Source organism: Kitasatospora sp. NPDC036934 (assembly GCF_055608425.1).
Genome location: NZ_JBVJQR010000009.1, coordinates 1 through 17,439, shown reverse-complemented (window position 1 = coordinate 17,439; position 17,439 = coordinate 1). Strand labels below are relative to the sequence as shown.

At 72.5% G+C, this 17,439-nt stretch carries 18 protein-coding genes, 1 pseudogene and 1 riboswitch; of the genes and pseudogenes, 7 read left to right on the top strand and 12 right to left on the bottom strand.

Going from position 1 to position 17,439, the window contains the following annotated elements; all coding sequences use genetic code 11:
- On the bottom strand, positions 1-162 hold the full coding sequence (locus ACZ7BZ_RS15520; protein ID WP_380463637.1) for a hypothetical protein: 162 nt from the start codon (positions 160-162) through the stop codon (positions 1-3).
- Between the two features lie 299 nt (positions 163-461).
- Here ACZ7BZ_RS15520 and ACZ7BZ_RS15515 point away from each other — a divergent pair, with 299 nt between their 5' ends.
- Entirely contained in the window at positions 462-2,507 is a 2,046-nt protein-coding gene (locus ACZ7BZ_RS15515) for a HelD family protein (RefSeq protein WP_470358788.1), read from the top strand.
- A 67-nt stretch (positions 2,508-2,574) separates the two neighbouring features.
- Here ACZ7BZ_RS15515 and ACZ7BZ_RS15510 read toward each other — a convergent pair whose 3' ends face one another.
- The 3 genes from ACZ7BZ_RS15510 to ACZ7BZ_RS15500 all read right to left on the bottom strand — a co-directional run bounded on the left by ACZ7BZ_RS15510 (position 2,575) and on the right by ACZ7BZ_RS15500 (position 4,710).
- Positions 2,575-3,261: a copper homeostasis protein CutC gene (locus ACZ7BZ_RS15510; protein WP_470358787.1), complete on the bottom strand. Its 687-nt coding sequence runs from the start codon at positions 3,259-3,261 to the stop codon at positions 2,575-2,577.
- A gap of 109 nt (positions 3,262-3,370) precedes the next feature.
- Positions 3,371-4,330 (bottom strand): hypothetical protein, encoded by a 960-nt coding sequence (locus tag ACZ7BZ_RS15505; protein WP_470358786.1) that lies wholly within the window; start codon positions 4,328-4,330, stop codon positions 3,371-3,373.
- Positions 4,327-4,710, bottom strand: a complete 384-nt coding sequence (locus ACZ7BZ_RS15500; protein ID WP_380463128.1) for a PadR family transcriptional regulator — start codon at positions 4,708-4,710, stop codon at positions 4,327-4,329. Before ACZ7BZ_RS15500 ends, ACZ7BZ_RS15505 begins: the two co-directional genes overlap by 4 nt.
- 71 nt (positions 4,711-4,781) lie before the next feature.
- On the opposite strand from ACZ7BZ_RS15500, the gene ACZ7BZ_RS15495 reads away from it, so the two are divergent.
- Positions 4,782-5,417 (top strand): HD domain-containing protein, encoded by a 636-nt coding sequence (locus ACZ7BZ_RS15495; RefSeq protein WP_470358785.1) that lies wholly within the window; start codon positions 4,782-4,784, stop codon positions 5,415-5,417.
- Here ACZ7BZ_RS15495 and ACZ7BZ_RS15490 read toward each other — a convergent pair.
- The 5 genes from ACZ7BZ_RS15490 to thrC all read right to left on the bottom strand — a co-directional run bounded on the left by ACZ7BZ_RS15490 (position 5,414) and on the right by thrC (position 10,212).
- Entirely contained in the window at positions 5,414-5,770 is a 357-nt protein-coding gene (locus ACZ7BZ_RS15490; RefSeq protein ID WP_380463123.1) for a hypothetical protein, read from the bottom strand. The two genes, ACZ7BZ_RS15495 and ACZ7BZ_RS15490, sit on opposite strands and share 4 nt — an antisense overlap.
- Before the next feature lie 153 nt (positions 5,771-5,923).
- On the bottom strand, positions 5,924-7,546 hold the full coding sequence (groL, locus tag ACZ7BZ_RS15485) for a chaperonin GroEL (RefSeq protein ID WP_470358784.1): 1,623 nt from the start codon (positions 7,544-7,546) through the stop codon (positions 5,924-5,926).
- 324 nt (positions 7,547-7,870) lie between these two features.
- Positions 7,871-8,074, bottom strand: coding sequence for a cold-shock protein (locus ACZ7BZ_RS15480; protein WP_030289665.1), 204 nt, complete (start codon positions 8,072-8,074; stop codon positions 7,871-7,873).
- A gap of 551 nt (positions 8,075-8,625) precedes the next feature.
- On the bottom strand, positions 8,626-8,904 hold the full coding sequence (locus ACZ7BZ_RS15475) for a MoaD/ThiS family protein (protein WP_188308228.1): 279 nt from the start codon (positions 8,902-8,904) through the stop codon (positions 8,626-8,628).
- 27 nt (positions 8,905-8,931) lie between these two features.
- On the bottom strand, positions 8,932-10,212 hold the full coding sequence (thrC, locus tag ACZ7BZ_RS15470) for a threonine synthase (protein ID WP_470358783.1): 1,281 nt from the start codon (positions 10,210-10,212) through the stop codon (positions 8,932-8,934).
- Positions 10,213-10,229: 17 nt separating this feature from the next.
- Positions 10,230-10,365: riboswitch (SAM riboswitch) on the bottom strand.
- Positions 10,366-10,508: 143 nt separating this feature from the next.
- Here thrC and ACZ7BZ_RS15465 point away from each other — a divergent pair.
- Positions 10,509-11,540 (top strand): glucosyl-3-phosphoglycerate synthase, encoded by a 1,032-nt coding sequence (locus ACZ7BZ_RS15465; protein WP_470358782.1) that lies wholly within the window; start codon positions 10,509-10,511, stop codon positions 11,538-11,540.
- Between the two features lie 38 nt (positions 11,541-11,578).
- Positions 11,579-13,063: an alpha,alpha-trehalose-phosphate synthase (UDP-forming) gene (locus tag ACZ7BZ_RS15460; protein ID WP_470358781.1), complete on the top strand. Its 1,485-nt coding sequence runs from the start codon at positions 11,579-11,581 to the stop codon at positions 13,061-13,063.
- 30 nt (positions 13,064-13,093) lie between these two features.
- On the opposite strand, the gene otsB is transcribed toward ACZ7BZ_RS15460, so the two are convergent.
- Together otsB and ACZ7BZ_RS15450 are read right to left on the bottom strand one after the other, a co-directional pair.
- Positions 13,094-13,933: a trehalose-phosphatase gene (gene otsB, locus ACZ7BZ_RS15455; protein ID WP_470358780.1), complete on the bottom strand. Its 840-nt coding sequence runs from the start codon at positions 13,931-13,933 to the stop codon at positions 13,094-13,096.
- 37 nt (positions 13,934-13,970) lie between these two features.
- The gene (locus ACZ7BZ_RS15450) at positions 13,971-14,198 is read right to left on the bottom strand and encodes a DUF3263 domain-containing protein (RefSeq protein ID WP_380463108.1); all 228 of its coding nucleotides are present in this window, start codon (positions 14,196-14,198) and stop codon (positions 13,971-13,973) included.
- 96 nt (positions 14,199-14,294) lie between these two features.
- Here ACZ7BZ_RS15450 and ACZ7BZ_RS15445 point away from each other — a divergent pair, with 96 nt between their 5' ends.
- On the top strand, positions 14,295-14,645 hold the full coding sequence (locus ACZ7BZ_RS15445) for a cupin domain-containing protein (RefSeq protein WP_470358779.1): 351 nt from the start codon (positions 14,295-14,297) through the stop codon (positions 14,643-14,645).
- An 18-nt stretch (positions 14,646-14,663) separates the two neighbouring features.
- Here ACZ7BZ_RS15445 and ACZ7BZ_RS15440 read toward each other — a convergent pair whose 3' ends face one another.
- Positions 14,664-15,917, bottom strand: a complete 1,254-nt coding sequence (locus ACZ7BZ_RS15440) for an extracellular solute-binding protein (protein ID WP_470358778.1) — start codon at positions 15,915-15,917, stop codon at positions 14,664-14,666.
- Positions 15,918-16,251: 334 nt separating this feature from the next.
- Here ACZ7BZ_RS15440 and ACZ7BZ_RS15435 point away from each other — a divergent pair, with 334 nt between their 5' ends.
- Together ACZ7BZ_RS15435 and ACZ7BZ_RS15430 are read left to right on the top strand one after the other, a co-directional pair.
- Entirely contained in the window at positions 16,252-17,211 is a 960-nt protein-coding gene (locus ACZ7BZ_RS15435; RefSeq protein ID WP_470358777.1) for an ROK family protein, read from the top strand.
- A pseudogene (locus ACZ7BZ_RS15430) lies at positions 17,208-17,439 on the top strand (N-acetylglucosamine-6-phosphate deacetylase); the annotation flags it as partial. The gene ACZ7BZ_RS15435 and the pseudogene ACZ7BZ_RS15430, both read left to right, overlap by 4 nt.

Genomic DNA, 17,439 nt, shown 5'->3' with positions numbered 1-17,439 from the left:
TCAGTACCGGACACCGTCGCGCCCGAGGAAGATCACGCGCGCGGCGGTGTCCAGCGCGATCCCGACGTTGCGGACGGCGGTGCCCAGCAGGTTGCGGTGGCGGCCCTGGACGGCGGTCGCGCCGGCCGGGCCCGTGCGGGGGGTGGGGGTTTCGGTGCTCATGTCTTCAACGGTAGGCACCCGACCGGCCGCGGGCATCACTCCGAAGGCCGCATCCAGCGAGGCAGCCGTCCTCCTCCGGGTGTACGGCCCCCCCGACACCCCCTGAGACCTGCGGGGCTGGAACCCCGAGACGGACGGGTCTAGGATCGTCCGTCTGCCCCCTCCCGAACCGTGGTACCTGCTGACGTCCGCAGGCAGCCGGGGGAGGCGCCGACCGCACGGCAACCGGTCGGCTGTACCCCACCGTGAGCTCCATCGATCCGCTGCGCCCGCCACCGGGACAGCCGGGAAGGTTCGCTGTGCCCGCCACCCCCACCACCGACCCCCTCCAGCGCGAACGCGACCACCTGTCCGCGTCCCGGTCCGCGCTGCGGGCGATGCGCGAGGACGTCCAGTCCCTCGACATCCGCGACGTGACCGGCTCCTGGGTCACCGCCGCCGTCCTCCAGAACCAGATCGAGGCCCGGATCGCCGCCCTGGCCGACCTCTCCGACACCCCGCTGTTCTTCGGCCGCCTCGACTACCTGCACGCGGTCAGCGAGGAGCTGAGCGAGGGCGGCGGAGGGGAGAGCTTCTACATCGGCCGCCGCCACGTCCACGACGCCGACGGCGACCCGATGGTGATCGACTGGCGCGCGCCGGTCTCCCAGCCGTTCTACCGGGCCAGCCGCACCGATCCGCTGGACGTCGAGCGCCGCCGCCGCTTCGGCTACACCGGCGGCGAACTCACCGCCTACGAGGACGAGCACCTCACCGACCCGTCCGAGCAGGAGACCGGCTCGGCCCTGCTCGCCGCCGAGATCGAGAAGCCCCGCGTCGGCCCGATGCGCGACATCGTCGCCACCATCCAGCCCGAGCAGGACGAGATCGTCCGCTCCGACGTCACGGGCACCATCTGCGTCCAGGGGGCGCCCGGCACCGGGAAGACGGCCGTCGGCCTGCACCGCGTCGCGTACCTGCTGTACGCCCACCGCGAGCGGCTGGCCCGCACCGGCACCCTGGTGATCGGGCCGAACAACGCCTTCCTGTCCTACATCGAGCAGGTCCTCCCGGCCCTCGGCGAGCTGGAGGTCGGCCAGGCCACCGTGCAGCAGCTGGTCGCCCACGTCGAGGTGAAGGGCGAGGACGACCCGGAGGCGGCACGGCTCAAGGGCGACGCCCGGATGGCCGAGGTGCTGCGCCGGGCCGTACGGTCGGGCATCACGCTGCCCACCGAGCCCTGCGTGGTGGTCCGCGGCTCCCGCCGCTGGCGCGTCCCGGCCTACGAACTGATCGAGATCATCGAGGAGTTGAAGAGCCGCGAGGTCCGCTACGGCGCCGCCCGGGACGCCCTGCCGCAGCGCATCGCGCACGCCGTGCTGGTGAAGATGGAGCAGGGCGGTGAGGCCCCGGACGACCGGGTGCAGGACGCGGTGGCCCGCAACGCCGCGGTCAAGGCCGTGGTCAAGGAGTGCTGGCCGGCCGTCGACCCGGCCAAGCTGGTGCTGCGGCTGCTCTCCGACCCGGAGTTCCTGGCCGAGTGCGCCGAGGGCGTGCTGACCGCCGAGGAGCAGCGGGCCGTGCTGTGGCCCAAGCCCGGCCGCTCGGTGAAGACCGCCCGCTGGACGCCCGCCGACGCCGTCCTGGTGGACGAGGCGACGGACCTGGTGCAGCGCACCCCCTCGCTCGGGCACGTGGTGCTGGACGAGGCCCAGGACCTCTCCCCGATGCAGTACCGCGCCGTCGGCCGCCGCTGCACCACCGGCTCGGCCACCGTCCTCGGCGACCTCGCCCAGGGCACCACCCCCTGGGCGACGGCCAGTTGGCCGGACGCCCTGTACCACCTGGGCAAGCCGGAGGCCCACATCGAGGAGCTGACCAAGGGCTTCCGGGTGCCCGAGGAGGTCATCGCCTACGCCTCCCGGCTGCTGCCCGCGATCGCCCCGGGCCTGGCCCCGGCGACCTCGGTCCGCGACGCCCCCGGCTCACTGGTGATCCGCCCGGTCGAGGAGTGGGAGGAGGCCGTCCTGACGGCCTGCCGGGAGGCGCTGGAACACGAGGGCTCGACCGGCCTGATCGCCGCCGACGCCCGGATCCCGCTGCTCGCCGAACTGCTCACCGCGGCCGGACTGCCGCACCTCTCCCCCGGCGCCGAGACCAGCGCCGACGCCCGGCTGACCCTCGTCCCGGCCTCGCTGGCCAAGGGTCTGGAGTACGACTACGTGGTGCTGGACGAGCCGGCCGCGGTGGTCGCCGGCGAGCCGGACGAGCGGACCGGCCTGCGCCGGCTCTACGTGGCGCTCACCCGCGCCGTCTCCGGGCTGACGGTGCTGCACCGCGAGCCGCTGCCCGAGCAGCTCGGATGACCGCGAGAAGGGGCCGGTGGCGTCACCGGCCCCTTCTCGATCGCTCAGGCGTCGACCAACCGACCGCTCAGGCGTCGATCAGCGCCCGCCACTCGGCGACCCTGGCCGCGTCGACCGGCGTCCGCCAGCCGTCGGTCCGCACCGCACCGCCGACGTGGAAGGCGTCGAAGCCCTCCGCCCGCAGCTCCTTGAGGTGCTCGGCCCGCAGGCCGCCGCCGATCAGGATCCGCTGGGCGTAGCCGGGTTCGCCGCTGCGGGCCAGCTCGGCGGCCAGCACCGCGCGGCCGGCGTCCACCCCGGCGGCCGCGCCGGAGGTGAGGAAGGTGTCCAGTCCGGGCAGCGTGCCGACGGCGGCGCGCAGGGCCGCCCGGTCGGTGCTGTGGTCGATCGCCCGGTGGAAGGTCCAGCGGCAGCCGGCGATCGCCTCGGCGACGGCCGTGGTGGCGGCCAGGTCGACGGCGCCCCCGGCGTCGAGGAAGCCGAGGACGAACTCCTCGGCGCCCTCGGCCCGCAGCGCGGCGGCCCGGGCGCACAGTTCGTCCAGGTCGCCGGGGGCGAAGCCGTCCCGGATCCGGAGCATGACGCGCAGCGGGATGGCGACGGCGGCCCGGATCCGGGCGAAGTCCTCGACGGAGGGGGTGAGTCCGTCGGCGGCCATGTCGGTGACCAGTTCGAGCCGGTCGGCGCCGCCCGACTCGGCAGCCTGGGCGTCCTGGGGCGTCAGCGCGATGACTTCGAAAATTGGTCTAGACATATCAGACAGCCTGCCACATCCCCGCGCCCCCGGCGAGAGCACACCCCCGCCCCGGTCACACCGGGACGGGGGTGCCCGTCACACCGCGACGGGGTACCCGTCACACCCGTCACACCCGTCCCGGCACCATCCCGAGGACCGTCCGCCGGCCGAACCGGCGCTCCGCCACCGCCACCAGCGCCAGCAGGACCACCACCGGCACCGCCATCGGCAGCAGGTGCGAGATCCCGCCGGTCTCCCGCCAGATGTTGAACAGGCTGCCGGGCCCGGTCAGCACCAGCATCGCCAGCCCCACCGCCGCCGGCCCCATCCGCCCGCGCAGACCGGCGAAGGTCAGCAGCGTCGGAGCGATCAGCATCACCACGAACCACTGGAGGTCCAGCGGGAAGGTCGTGTCGTCCCAGTTCTGGGCCGCCTCCAGCAGCCCGCCGGCGACCGCCGAGGCCAGCACCAGCCCGGCGGTCCGCAGGTTCGGCCGGGGCAGCAGGTCGGTCGGCGCGGCGACCAGCAGCAGCGCGGCCACCACGAACGGCAGCGTGGCCATCCCGATGTAGCCGACCCACCATGCGTCGACGAAGTGCGACGACCAGGCGGCCAGGCCCAGGTCGTACAGCCCGACGGCGCCCAGCAGCAGCGCGGTGACCCGAACGGCCGTCCAGCGCCCCAGCAGAGCCGCCACCCCGAGCAGCAGCGCGGCCGCCGGCGGGGCGAAGGCCCGGACGTGGTTGCCGAACGAGTCGTCCCAGGCGAGCCACCTGGTGGTCCGGTCCAGGGCGGCCAGCCAGGGCACCATGGTGGCTCCGACCACCGCACCGGCGATCATCGGTGCCACCAGGGCGAGCAGCCGCCCGGCCGCCGACGCGCCGGTCAGCCCGAGCCGCACCCGCAGCCCGTACAGCGCCAGGCCGAGCACCTCCCGGGCGACCGCCGTGCGGCTGCCCTCGGCCGTCGTGTCGGCGAACACCTCGGCCAGCTCCTCGCCGCGCTCACGGCGGTACCGCGCCGGGTAGAGCTGCAGCGCGGCCCGCAGCACCGTCGAGGGTGCGGCACCGATCACCGGCATGGTCATGAGAGTCCTCCCCCCGCGGCGGGCCGCCCCTGCGACCCGGTCCTTCCCGGCAGCATCGACCGGATCCTCGTCAGCCGGCGCTCGGCCTCGGTGGCGACTGCCCGCAGCCGCCCGGCCTCGGCGGCCAGCGCGTCCCGTCCGGCATCGGTCAGCGCGTAGCTGCGCCGGGCCCGACCGTCCACGACCTCCTCGGCGGCGACCTCGATCAGGCCCTGGGTCAGCAGCCGGTCGAGGGCCCCGTAGAGGGTGCCGGTGCGCATCTTGACCCGGCCGTCCGAGATCGCGGCGACCTCCTGGATCAGCGCGTAGCCGTGTCTCGGCGCGTCGGCCAGAGCGGTGAGCAGCAGCAGCGTGGGCTCCTGCATGGAGCGTTCTGTCATACGACTACATATATCGTCAACCTACCTATAGGTCCAGTGCCGGGCCGGGCCCGTCCGCCACAATGTGCCCCATGCCGACCGAGGACCTGCTCACCGCCTGGACCGCCCTGCTGCACCGCTGCGGCGCCACCGACGACCCCGAACCGTACGGCCGGGAGCTGCTGCGCCGCTGGTCCGAGCCCTGGCGCCGCTACCACTCCACCGAGCACCTGCGCGCGATCCTGCGCCACGTCGACGACCTCGCCGGGCACGCCGCCGACCCGGACGCCGTCCGGCTCGCCGCCTGGTTCCACGACGCCGTCCACCGGCCCGACCGCACCGAGAACGAGGAGCGCAGCGCCGCCCTCGCCGTCCGCGCGCTGACCGCCGCCGGCCTGCCGGCCGAACGCGTCGCCGAGGTCCAACGGCTCGTCCTGCTCACCGCCGCCCACGCCCCGGCCCCCGGCGACCGCAACGGCGAGGTGCTCTGCGACGCCGACCTCGCCGTCCTCGGCGGCAGCCCCGAGGCCTACGCGGCCTACACGGCCGCCGTGCGCGAGGAGTACGACTTCGTCCCCGAGCCGGACTTCCGGGCCGGCCGGGCCGCCGTGCTGCGCCGCATCCTGGCCCTCCCCGCCCTCTACCGCACCCCCGCCGCCCACCACCGCCTCACCGAGGCGGCCCGCACCAACCTGGCGGCCGAACTCCAGCAACTGGGCGAGAGCTAGTCCAACTCCCCCACCGGCGCCACCACCGCGCCCTGCTTGCCGCACACCCAGTGCGGCTCCGGCCCCAGCTCGGGCTCCACGCCCAGCGCGTGCGGGTCCCCGTCGGCCGCGCAGGCGGTGCACAGCGGCCACCGCCCGTACGCCTCCAGCAACGCGTCCTGGACGTCCTGGGCGACCAGCCCGAGCACGTACTCGGTGCCGTCCGGCCACTGCTCCAGCCACCAGCGGCGGTGGGTGACGGCCTGCTCCACCAGCGAGACGACGGCGGCGTCCGCCACGTCCCGCGCGGTGAGGTCGGCCAGGATCAGGGCCCGGGCGTTGTGCAGGGCGGTCTCGATGTCGTCGGAAGCCATCCGTCCATTCTCCGTGGAAACGCCGGAACGCCGAAACGCCGGAACGTGGGAACACCGGAAGGGCGGAACGCCGAAACGCCGCGTGGGCGGCCCCCCGAAGGGAGCCGCCCACACGGACGAGGATCAGCCGATCCGATCGGAATCCGATCAGGATCAGAAGTCCATGTCACCGCCCGGCATGCCGCCGCCGGCGGCCGCGGCGGCCTTCTCCGGCTTGTCGGCGATGACGGCCTCGGTGGTGAGGAACAGCGCCGCGATGGAGGCGGCGTTCTGCAGCGCGGAGCGGGTGACCTTGGCCGGGTCGATGATGCCCTCGGCGATCAGGTCGACGTACTCGTTGGTGGCGGCGTTCAGGCCGTGACCGGCGGGGAGGTTGCGCACCTTCTCCACCACGACGCCACCCTCCAGGCCGGCGTTGGTCGCGATCTGCTTGATCGGGGCCTCCAGCGCGACCTTGACGATGTTGGCACCGGTGGCCTCGTCGCCGTCCAGCTCCAGCTTGTCGAACGCGACACCGGCCTGCAGCAGGGCGACGCCACCACCGGCGACGATGCCCTCCTCGACGGCGGCCTTGGCGTTGCGGACGGCGTCCTCGATGCGGTGCTTGCGCTCCTTGAGCTCCACCTCGGTGGCCGCGCCGGCCTTGATGACGGCCACGCCGCCGGCCAGCTTGGCGAGGCGCTCCTGAAGCTTCTCGCGGTCGTAGTCCGAGTCGCTGTTCTCGATCTCGGCGCGGATCTGGTTCACGCGGCCCGCGACCTGCTCGCTGTCACCGGCACCGTCGACGATCGTGGTCTCGTCCTTGGTGATGACGACCTTGCGGGCGCCACCCAGGAGGTCCAGACCGGCGTTCTCCAGCTTGAGGCCGACCTCCTCGGAGATCACGGTGCCGCCGGTGAGGACGGCGATGTCGCCGAGCATGGCCTTGCGGCGGTCGCCGAAGCCCGGGGCCTTGACGGCGACGGACTTGAAGACGCCCTTGATCTTGTTGACGATCAGGGTCGACAGGGCCTCGCCCTCGACGTCCTCGGCGATGATGACGAGCGGCTTGCCGCTCTGCATGACCTTCTCCAGCAGCGGGAGCAGGTCCTTGATGCCGCCGATCTTGGAGTTGGCGATGAGGATGTACGGGTCCTCGAAGGTCGCCTCCATCCGCTCCAGGTCGGTGGCGAAGTAGGCGGAGATGTAGCCCTTGTCGAAGCGCATGCCCTCGGTGAGCTCGAGCTCCAGACCGAAGGTGTTGCTCTCCTCGACGGTGATGACGCCTTCCTTGCCGACCTTGTCCATCGCCTCGGCGATGAGCTCGCCGATCTGGGTGTCGGCGGCGGAGATGGAGGCGGTGGAGGCGATCTGCTCCTTGGTCTCCACGTCGGTGGCCTGGGCCAGCAGCTGGTCCGAGACGGCCGCGACGGCCTTCTCGATGCCGCGCTTCAGGGCCATCGGGTTGGCGCCGGCGGCGACGTTGCGCAGACCCTCGCGAACCAGGGCCTGGGCGAGCACGGTGGCGGTGGTGGTGCCGTCACCCGCGACGTCGTCGGTCTTCTTGGCGACCTCCTTGACGAGCTCCGCGCCGATCTTCTCGTAGGGGTCCTCGAGCTCGATCTCCTTGGCGATGGAGACACCGTCGTTGGTGATCGTGGGGGCGCCCCACTTCTTCTCCAGCACGACGTTGCGACCCTTGGGGCCGAGCGTGACCTTCACCGCGTCGGCGAGCTGGTTCATGCCACGCTCAAGGCCGCGGCGAGCTTCCTCATCAAAGGCGATGATCTTGGCCATCAGAAGTGGTCCTCCGGGACACGGTCGACTGCTCGGACCAAGGGGTGCCCGCGACGGACGGCCCTGGTGTGCGGAGGTCCATTCCCCTACCGCCCCCGGGGGCCTCACCGACCCGGTCCGCTGTCACTCTCACACTGTGAGTGCTAACGCCAATGATTAGCACTCCGGGTGGTCGAGTGCAAGCCCAATCCACAACCCGCGAGCCGCCGTCCGGGCCGGCGCGGGTACGCGAACGGGCCCGTACGACGTGTGTCGTACGGGCCCGTCGAGAAGCAGGAGGTCCACCAGTAGTGGGCCGTGCCGAGCTCCTGGAGTCGGAAGGGGTCAGACCGCCGCGCGGACCATGTCCGCCTGCGGGCCCTTCTGTCCCTGGGAGATCTCGAACTCGACCCGCTGGCCCTCCTCGAGGGTGCGGTAGCCGTCCATCTGGATCGCGCTGTAGTGGACGAAGACGTCCGCACCACCGTCGACCGCGATGAAGCCGTAGCCCTTCTCCGCGTTGAACCACTTGACGGTGCCCTGAGCCATTCCGAACTCCCCTAGTGCTGTGCTGGCCCTTCACGGGCCCGCAGGTCGCGGGCCCGGGTCTGGTTTTGAAGGCCGGCCCGGGGAACCCCCCCTGAGCGCAGCCGTGCACGCCGCAACCCTCCGCACGGGGGCGCCGGACGGCTTCCGTGAGCGGGTGATTACGTCGACCGCCGCTGAATGTATCCGGATCGACGCCCTCTGCAACAGGGTCAACCGCCGGGAATTCCGCAGCCCCGCCAAGAGACAAGAGCGAACAAACCGGGAGGAAATCGGCATTGCACGCCGGACATAGCGGACGAATTACTCAAATGCCTGCAGGAATTCTGACATCTGCCTGACATGTTTCCCGACCCGGCGCCCAGGCCGGTCTCAGCGGCCGGACGACCTCCGGCGACGCACCCCGTCCGCCGGGAGCGGAGCCCTGTTCCCAGCAGAGCCACACTCTACTCCGACTCGACCCGGAATATTCCCGCCGAAATACGCGCGACCGCCCGCACATACGGGGAATCGAATTCCGTACGTGCGGGCGGCGCGGAAAAGGGCGGGGCGGCTCAGCAGCCGCCGGCCACCGCCGGAATGATCGAGACGCCGGCACCGTCCTTGATCTCGGTCGCCAGGCCCTCGGCGAAGCGCACGTCGTCGTCGTTCACGTACACGTTGACGAAACGGCGCAGCTTGCCGGTGTCGTCCAGGATCCGGGCCGAGATGCCGGCGTGGTTGCGCTCCAGGTCGGCGATGACCTCGGCCAGGGTGGCCCCCTCGGCGGTGACCTCGGCCGCGCCGCCGGTGTAGGTGCGCAGGATGGTGGGGATGCGGACGTTGGCGCTCATGACTCTCCTTGCGGGGTGGGGGGCGGTTCAGGCGGACGCGAGGCCGGCGGCGCGGAAGGCGTCCAGGCTCGGGCGGATCACGGCGGTCATCCCGGCCTCGGAGACGGCGTCCAGCGTCTTCAGGCCGTCGCCGGTGTTGATCGCGACGGTCTCCTTGGCCGGATCCAGCTGACCGGTCTCGACCAGCTTCTTCAGCACGCCGACGGTCACCCCGCCCGCGGTCTCGGCGAAGATCCCCTCGGTGCGGGCCAGCAACCGGATCGCCGCCACCACCTCCGCGTCCGTGACGTCCTCGACCGCACCGCCGGTGCGGCGGGCGATGTCCAGCACGTACGGGCCGTCCGCCGGGTTGCCGATCGCCAGCGACTTGGCGATGGTGTCCGGCTTCACCGGCTTGATCACGTCCCGCCCGGCCTTGAAGGCCGCCGACACCGGCGAGCAGCCCTCCGCCTGGGCGCCGAAGATCCGGTACGGCCGGTCCTCGACCAGGCCCAGCTTGATCAGCTCCTGCAGCCCCTTGTCGATCTTCGTCAGCTGGGAGCCCGAGGCGATCGGGATGACGATCTGCTCCGGCAGCCGCCAGCCGAGCTGCTCGCAGATCTCGTACGCCAGCGTCTTGGAGCCCTCGCCGTAGTACGGCCGCAGATTGACGTTCACGAAGCCCCAGCCCTCGCCGGCCTGGTCCCCGATCAGCTCCGAGCAGAAGCGGTTCACGTCGTCGTAGTTGCCCTCGATGCCGACCAGCTCGCCGCCGTACACCCCGGCCATCACGACCTTGCCCTGCTCCAGGTCGTGCGGGATGAACACGCAGGACCGGAACCCGGCCCGGGCCGCCGCCGCGCCCACCGCACCGGCCAGGTTGCCGGTGGAGGAGCAGGACAGCGTGGTGTAGCCGAACGCCCGGGCCGCCTCGATCGCACACGCGACCACCCGGTCCTTGAACGAGTGGGTCGGGTTGCCGGAGTCGTCCTTGATGTGCAGCTGCGCGGTGAACCCGAGCTCCCGGCCCAGGTTGTCGGCCTTCACCAGCGGGGTCCAGCCGGGGTTCAGGTTGGGCTTCGAAGCGACGTCGGCCGGCACCGGCAGCAGCGGCGCGTAGCGCCAGATGGACGCGGGGCCGGACTCGATCCGCTTGCGCAGCTCCTCGGCGCGCTCGCTCCCGAACTCGTACGCGATCTCCAGCGGCCCGAAGCACTCCAGGCAGGCGAAGTCGGGGCCGAGCGGGAAGCGGGTTCCGCATTCCCGACACGACAGCGCGGCGGCGGGGCCGAGGTCGACGGATGCGGGTGCGGCAGTGTCGATAGCCATGATGGCGGAGGCCTCTCTCCTCATCTTCCCCGTGGCGCGGGCGCGCCACAGGCCGGAATTGGCACCTGTCCCGCCGGGGCCTGTCGACGACAGCCGAGCGAGAAGGTTGCCGGGACGTCAACGGGCCGTTCCCTCAGTCCCTCTGGATGAGCTTGTGAAGTTATGGTTCAGCGGCGACCCCGGCGTGCGAAGGTCCGACCGCTGTACGAAGACTGTATCCGAAGGCGTCAACCTCGAACGGGACCGTCCGCCACGCGAGATGGCCCGTTCCACCTATCCCGCCGAGGAGAGTCACCGTGCCCGCCGAACCGACCCCCGCGCTCCTCCCGCAGGCGGCGTCCTGGCTCCGCCGCCGCTCGTGGAGCGCGGCCGAGCGGCCGGTGCACACCCTGCTGGAGGCCAAACAGCGCACCGGCCGCACCGTCAGCGTCGTCCTCCCGGCGCTCGACGAGGAGGCCACCGTCGGCGACATCGTCCGCACCGTCCGCCGCGAGCTGATGGAGCGGGTGCCCCTGGTCGACGAACTCGTCGTGGTGGACTCCGGCTCCACCGACGCCACCGCCGCCGTCGCCGCCGAGGCCGGCGCCCGGGTGGAACACCGCGACCGGATCCTCCCCCGGCTGCCCGTCGTCCCCGGCAAGGGCGAGGTGCTCTGGCGCTCCCTGCTGGTCACCCGCGGCGACATCGTCTGCTTCGTCGACGCCGACCTGCGCGAGTTCGACCCGGCCTTCGTCTCCGGCATCGTCGGCCCGCTGCTGACCGACGAGTCCATCCAGCTGGTCAAGGCCATGTACGACCGCCCGCTGGAGACGGACAGCGGAGCGGTCGTCCCGGCCGGCGGCGGGCGGGTCACCGAACTCGTCGCCCGCCCCCTCCTCAACCTCCACTGGCCCGAGCTCGCCGGATTCGTCCAGCCGCTCGGCGGCGAGTACGCGGCCCGCCGCTCACTCCTCGAACGGCTGCCCTTCCCCACCGGCTACGGCGTCGAACTCGGCCTGCTGGTCGACGCCCTGGACCTGGTCGGCCTGGACGCCCTGGCCCAGGTCGACGTCGGCGTCCGGCACCACCGCCACCAGGACAGCCAGGCCCTCGGCCGGATGGCCGCCACCATCTACCGCACCGCCCTCGAACGCCTCGACCGCACCCACCGCCTCAAGGCCTCCGCCGACCTCGTCCACCCCCACCTCACCCAGTTCAGCCGCGCCCCGGAGACCCTCCCCCGGCCTTCGGCCGGGGGGACCCCCATCTTCACCCCCCACACCCACCCCGTGACGGCCCTGGAGCGCCCCCCGATGCACACCCTCCCCGAATACGCGATCCGGCACTGAAACGTTTGCGGCCCCCACCCCCCGGCAAGATGCCAACCATGGGCGATCTCACGACCGAACGTTCGAGTGCGACCGGAACCGCCCCAGTCCTGGTGGCCTCCAACCGGGGACCGGTGTCCTTCAGCACCGCCGACGACGGCACGCTGACCCTGCGCCGCGGCGGCGGCGGCCTGGTCTCCGGCCTCTCCACGATCGACGACCCCACCGCCGTCTGGGTCTGCGCCGCACTCGGTGACGCCGACCGCAGAGCCGCCCGGGAGGCCCCCGACGGCCGCCTCGACCTCGCCGGGCACGAGGTCGGCGGCCAGGCCGTACGGATGCTCGACATCGACCGGGAGACCTTCGCCCACGCCTACAACGGCGTCGCCAACTCCACCCTCTGGTTCGTCCACCACCTGCTCTACGCGACCCCCACCGCACCCTCCTTCGACGCCGCCTTCCGCACCGAATGGGCCGCCTACCAGGCCTACAACACCGCCTTCGCGAACGCGCTGGCCGCCGAAGCCGCCCCGGACGCCGCGGTCCTGGTGCAGGACTACCACCTCTCCCTCACCCCGGCCCTGCTCCGGCAGGCCCGCCCCGACCTGCGGATCGGCCACTTCTCCCACACCCCCTGGGCCCCGCCCGAGTACTACCGGATGCTCCCCGACGACGTCGCCCGGGCCGTCCTGACCGGCATCCTCGGCGCCGACCGGGCCGGCTTCCTCACCGAACGCTGGGCCCGCGCCTTCGCCGCCTGCTGCGAGGACCTCCTCGGCGCCGAGTTCGACCCCGCCGCCCTCACCGTCACCCACCAGGGCCGCACCACCCACCTCGGCGTCCACGCCCTCGGCGCCGACGCCGACTTCCTCCGCGAGCGCGCCCACCGCCCCGACGTGGACGACCGCCTCACCGGGCTGCGCGCCGCCGTCGGCGACCGCCGCACCATCGTCCGGGTCGACCGCACCGAGCTGAGCAAGAACATCGTCCGCGGCCTCCAGGCCTACCGGCACCTGCTCCGCACCCGCCCCGAGTGGCACGACCGGGTGGTCCACATCGCCTTCGCCTACCCGTCCCGCACCGACCTCGCCGAGTACCGCGACTACACCGCCGAGGTCGAACGCCTCGCCGCCGCCATCAACGCCGAGTTCGCCACCCCGACCTGGCAGCCGCTGATCCTGCACGTCAACGACGACTTCCCGCGTTCCCTGGCCGCCTACCGGCTCGCCGACGTGGCACTCGTCAACCCGATCCGGGACGGCATGAACCTGGTCGCCAAGGAAGTCCCGGTGGTCTCCGACCAGGGCTGCGCCCTGGTCCTGTCCCGGGAGGCCGGCGCCCACGCCGAACTCGGGGACGACGCCCTCACCGTCAACCCCTACGACGTGATCGCCACCGCCGAGGCCCTGCACACCGGTCTCACCATGAGCCCCGAGGAGCGCGCAGACCGCACCAAGCGCCTGGCCGCCGCGGCCACCGCGCTCCCCCCGCAGCAGTGGTTCCTGGACCAGCTCAACGCCCTCGGCCGGCTCGACGCCCGCTGAGGTCTCCTCACCGGGCGTCGGGGGCCTCCCTCAACGCCCGGTGAGAGCCTCCCCCAGGGCCGTCAACAGCTCCACCACGCCCTCGGGCCCGTCGACCACCAGATCCGCCCGGTCGGCGAGCTCGCGCACCGGCGCGTCCCCCACCGCCCCGGCGCACACCAACAGCCCGGCCAGCCCCTGCCCCCGCAGCTTCTGCACCGCCGCGAAGGCCGCCACGTCCCCCAGGTCGTCCCCCGCGTACAGCACGGAACGGGCGCCGCGCTCCCGCAGGAACCCGGTCAGCGCCGCCCCCTTGTCCACCCCCGGCGGCCGCAGCTCCAGCACCAGCCGCCCGGGCTCCACCACCAGCCCGTACGCGGCCGCCAACTCCCCCACCGGCACCCGCAACAGCTCCAGTGCCCGCTCCGGCTCCGCCGTCCGCCGGGTGTGCACCGCAACCGAGCGCCCCTTGTCCTCCACCCACGTCCCCTCGGGCGCCCCCGCCCGCTCCAACACCTCGGGCAACGCCGCCCGCGCCCCGGCCACCCCGGGATGCACCTCCGGCGCCGTCACCACGCCCCGCTCCCAGCGCTCGGCCCCGTAGTGCCCCAGCACCACCAGGCCCGGCACCCCGGCGAACCCCCCGTACTCCGCCGCCAGCGCCGCCGGCCGCCCCGTCACCACCACCACGGCGACCCCCGCCGAGGCCAACCGCCGCAACGCCCCCACCACCCCCGGATGCGCCCGCGCCCGCGAGGGATCCGCCACGATCGGCGCCAACGTCCCGTCGAAGTCCAGCGCCACCACCGTGCCCCCCGGCGCCGCCAGAATCGCCCGCAGCCCGTCCCGCCCGGCTCCGGTGGCCGGCACACCCATCTCGTCAAGACCCATACCGAGCCCCCTACCCATCCCCGGCGGCGGCACCCCCTCAACGCGCCCCGCGCCGCCCCTCCCGAACCCGCCGCAACCGATTCACCAGCACCGGAGCGAAGGCCAACGCCTCCTCCCGGTCCAGCAACCCGTTCAACAGCTGGTAGTACCGGGTGGACGAGAGCCCCAGCTCCTCCCGGATCGCCCGCTCCTTGGCTCCCGCCGTCCGCCACTGCCGCCCCTCCAGCGCCAGCACCGCGCGGTCCCGCTCACTCAGCTCACCCACGACAACACCTCCTCGCTACGAAGTGTCATCCTCGCCCGCACCCCCGACACACTCTGCCCCCCGCCCCGGCGCCCCCGCCCGGCTAGCGTCACCCCCATGACCACGCCGAGCTTCACCGTCCACGTCCCCACCGCCGACCTCGATCCCGAGCCGCTCGACCCGTCCCAGATCGTCTCCGGCACCCCCGAGGTCACCGGGAAGGTCCTCGCCGAGTCCCCCGACGGCCGCCAGCTGCGCGGCCTCTGGCAGATCACCCCGGGCGTGGTCACCGACGTCGAGGCCGACGAGATGTTCGTGGTGCTGAGCGGCCGGGCCACCATCGAGATCGAGGGCGGCCCGACCCTGACCGTCGGCCCCGGTGACTGCGCCGTCCTGCGCGAGGGCGACCGCACCACCTGGACGGTCCACGAGACCCTCCGCAAGGCCTACGCGATCACCCTCCCCTGAGCAGGCCCCTCCCCGGTCCTACTGCTTGCGGACCCGGGCCGCCTCCTTCACCGCCGCGTCCTGCAGCCCGCCGAGCACCTGCTTCGGGTCCCCGGTCACCGCCTGCCCGATCCCCGCCTTGATCCGGTTGCTGACCTCGCCCCAGGCCGGGTCCCCGAACGGGTAGAAGCTGGCGTTGGTCAGCCCGACCGCGAACTGCTTGAGGTCCGCGTGCTTGGGGTCCGCGGACATCTGGCTGAAGGCGTCCTGGGTCACCGGCAGCAGGTTGTACTGCTCGTCGAACTTCAGCTGGTAGTCCTTCGTGTAGACGAAGGACAGGAACTTCTTGATCTCGTTCTTGTGCCCGTTGGCCTTGAACGCCATCATCCAGTCCGCGACGCCGAGGCTCCCGGTCTTCCCCACGCCGTCCTTCTTCGGGATCGGCGCCGTCCCGAAGTCGATCTTCCCCGCGGACGCCATCCGCAGCAGCGTCGGGTGCCCGTTGAGCATCGCGACCTTCCCGGAGGCGAAGTCCTGGAACACCGGCGTGCGGTTCATCTTGCCCGGGTCCGGGTACGTCAGCCCGGTGCCGACCAGGTTGGTCTTCAGCCAGTTGAAGGTCGCCTGGTTCTGGTCGCTGTCGATGGTGTAGTTGCCGACGTCGTCGGAGAGCGAGCCGCCCCCGCTCAGCGTCCACAGCATCGACTCGGCCGGCGCCTCCTCCGGCCCCAGCGGGAGCCCGTACGGGGTCACCCCCGGCACCTTGGCCTTGATCTTCTCGGCCGCCGCCCGCAGCTCGTTCCAGGTGGTCGGCGGCTGCGAGATCCCCGCCTGCCGGAAGACCGCCTTGTTGTAGAAGAGCACCCGCGAGGAGGAGACGAAGGGGATGCCGTACTGGGTGCCCAGCACCTGTCCGGCGTGCGAGAAGTTGTCCATGAACTTGGCCTGGGTGTCCATGGAGAGCACGTCCGCGGCCGGGTACAGCCGGTCCGCCGCGACCTGTTCGGCGAAGCCGCCGGTCTGCAGCAGGTCGGGCGACTTCCCGGCCGCGATCATGTCGTCGACCTTCTGGCCGATGTCGGTCCAGCTGTCGACCTCGACCTGGACCTTGATGCCGGGGTTGGCGGCCTCGAAGGCCTTGGAGACCTCGTCCCAGTAGTGCTTGGAGCTGGTCTCGCTGTTCTCCCCGTAGTCGGCGGCGACCAGTTTGAGCGTGACCGGTCCGTCGCCCTGCCCGCTGCACGCGCTGACCGTGGTGAGCACCAGTGCTCCGGCCAGCGCCGTTCCGAGCACACGGAGGGAAACGTGGGCGCGCCTGTCCAACGCGGGTACCGCCTTCAAAAGGAACTACAGCCGGACGAGGGAATCCGGCAGGGGGGAGCGCCACACTGCCAAACCGCTCCACCACTGGTCCACACCACTCGCCCCCGCCCGTCGAGTAGTTACCGAAGTGCCCCGGTTCGTTGCACGATGCGCAACAACGGGCGAACGAAGGCCCTCGACCGGACCGCTCGGCGCAAAGCCCCGCACACCCCCCGCAGCCGAGACAAAGCTCACCCAGTATGGACCAGACCAATCCGACAACTGGACTAGACCTCTTCGACCCGACCAAGGGAAACTGTCCCCCGTGAAGCACGTCATCGCACTCGATGTAGGCGGCACCGGCATGAAGGCCGCGCTGCTCGCCCAGGACGGCTCCGTGCTGTTCGAAGCACGCCGACCGACCGGGCGGGAACACGGCACCGACGCCGTGGTCGCCGCCATCCTCGACTTCGCCGCCGACCTCGCCGACGAGGGCCGCGCCCGCTTCGGCCTCGCCCCGCTGGCGGCCGGCGTGGCGGTGCCCGGCACGATCGACGAGAAGAACGGGATCGCGGTCTTCTCCGCCAACCTCGGCTGGCGCGACCTCCCGCTGCGCAAGCTGCTCGGCGAACGCCTGGCCGACACCGCCGGAGGCGCCCGCGGCGCCGCCATGCCGGTGGCGCTCGGCCACGACGTGCGCTCCGGTGGCCTCGCCGAGGGCCGGCTGGGCGCGGGCCGCGGCATCGACCGCTTCCTGTTCATCGCCCTGGGCACCGGCATCGCCGGCGCCATCGGCATCGACGGCCGGATAGAGGCCGGCGCGCACGGCTACGGCGGCGAGATCGGCCACGTGGTGGTCCGCCCCGGCGGGCCGAAGTGCGGCTGCGGCGCCCGCGGCTGCCTGGAGACGCTGGCCTCCGCCTCCGCCGTCTCCCGTGCCTGGGCCGAGGCCAGCGGCGACCCCGACGCCGACGCGGCATCCTGCGCCGCCGCGGTGGACGCCGGGGACGACCGCGCCCGCGCGGTCTGGCAGACCGCGGTCGACGCCCTGGCCGACGGCATCGTGCTCGCCCAGAGCCTGCTCGACCCGGCCACGGTCATCGTCGGCGGCGGGCTGGCCGAGGCCGGTGACACCCTCTTCACCCCGCTGCGCACGGCGGTCACCGAGCGCCTGACCTTCCAGATGCCCCCGGAAGTCGTACCCGCCATGCTCAAAGACACCGCCGCCTCCCTGGGCGCCGGCCTGCTCGCCTGGGATCTGCTCTCGATGGAGGTGACCGCGTGACCACCGCGGACCGTGACCGTACTGCCCTGTCCGGCGCCCGGCTCGTCCTGCCCGGCGGCGTCGTCGAGGGCGGGCGCCTCGCCGTCGAGGGCTCCCGGATCGCCGCCATCACCAGGCGTAGCAGCGGTGGGGAGAGCGAGCCCGGCGACCTCGACCTGACCGGCCACACCGTCGTCCCCGGCTTCGTCGACCTGCACGTCCACGGCGGCGGCGGCGCCTCCTACGCCT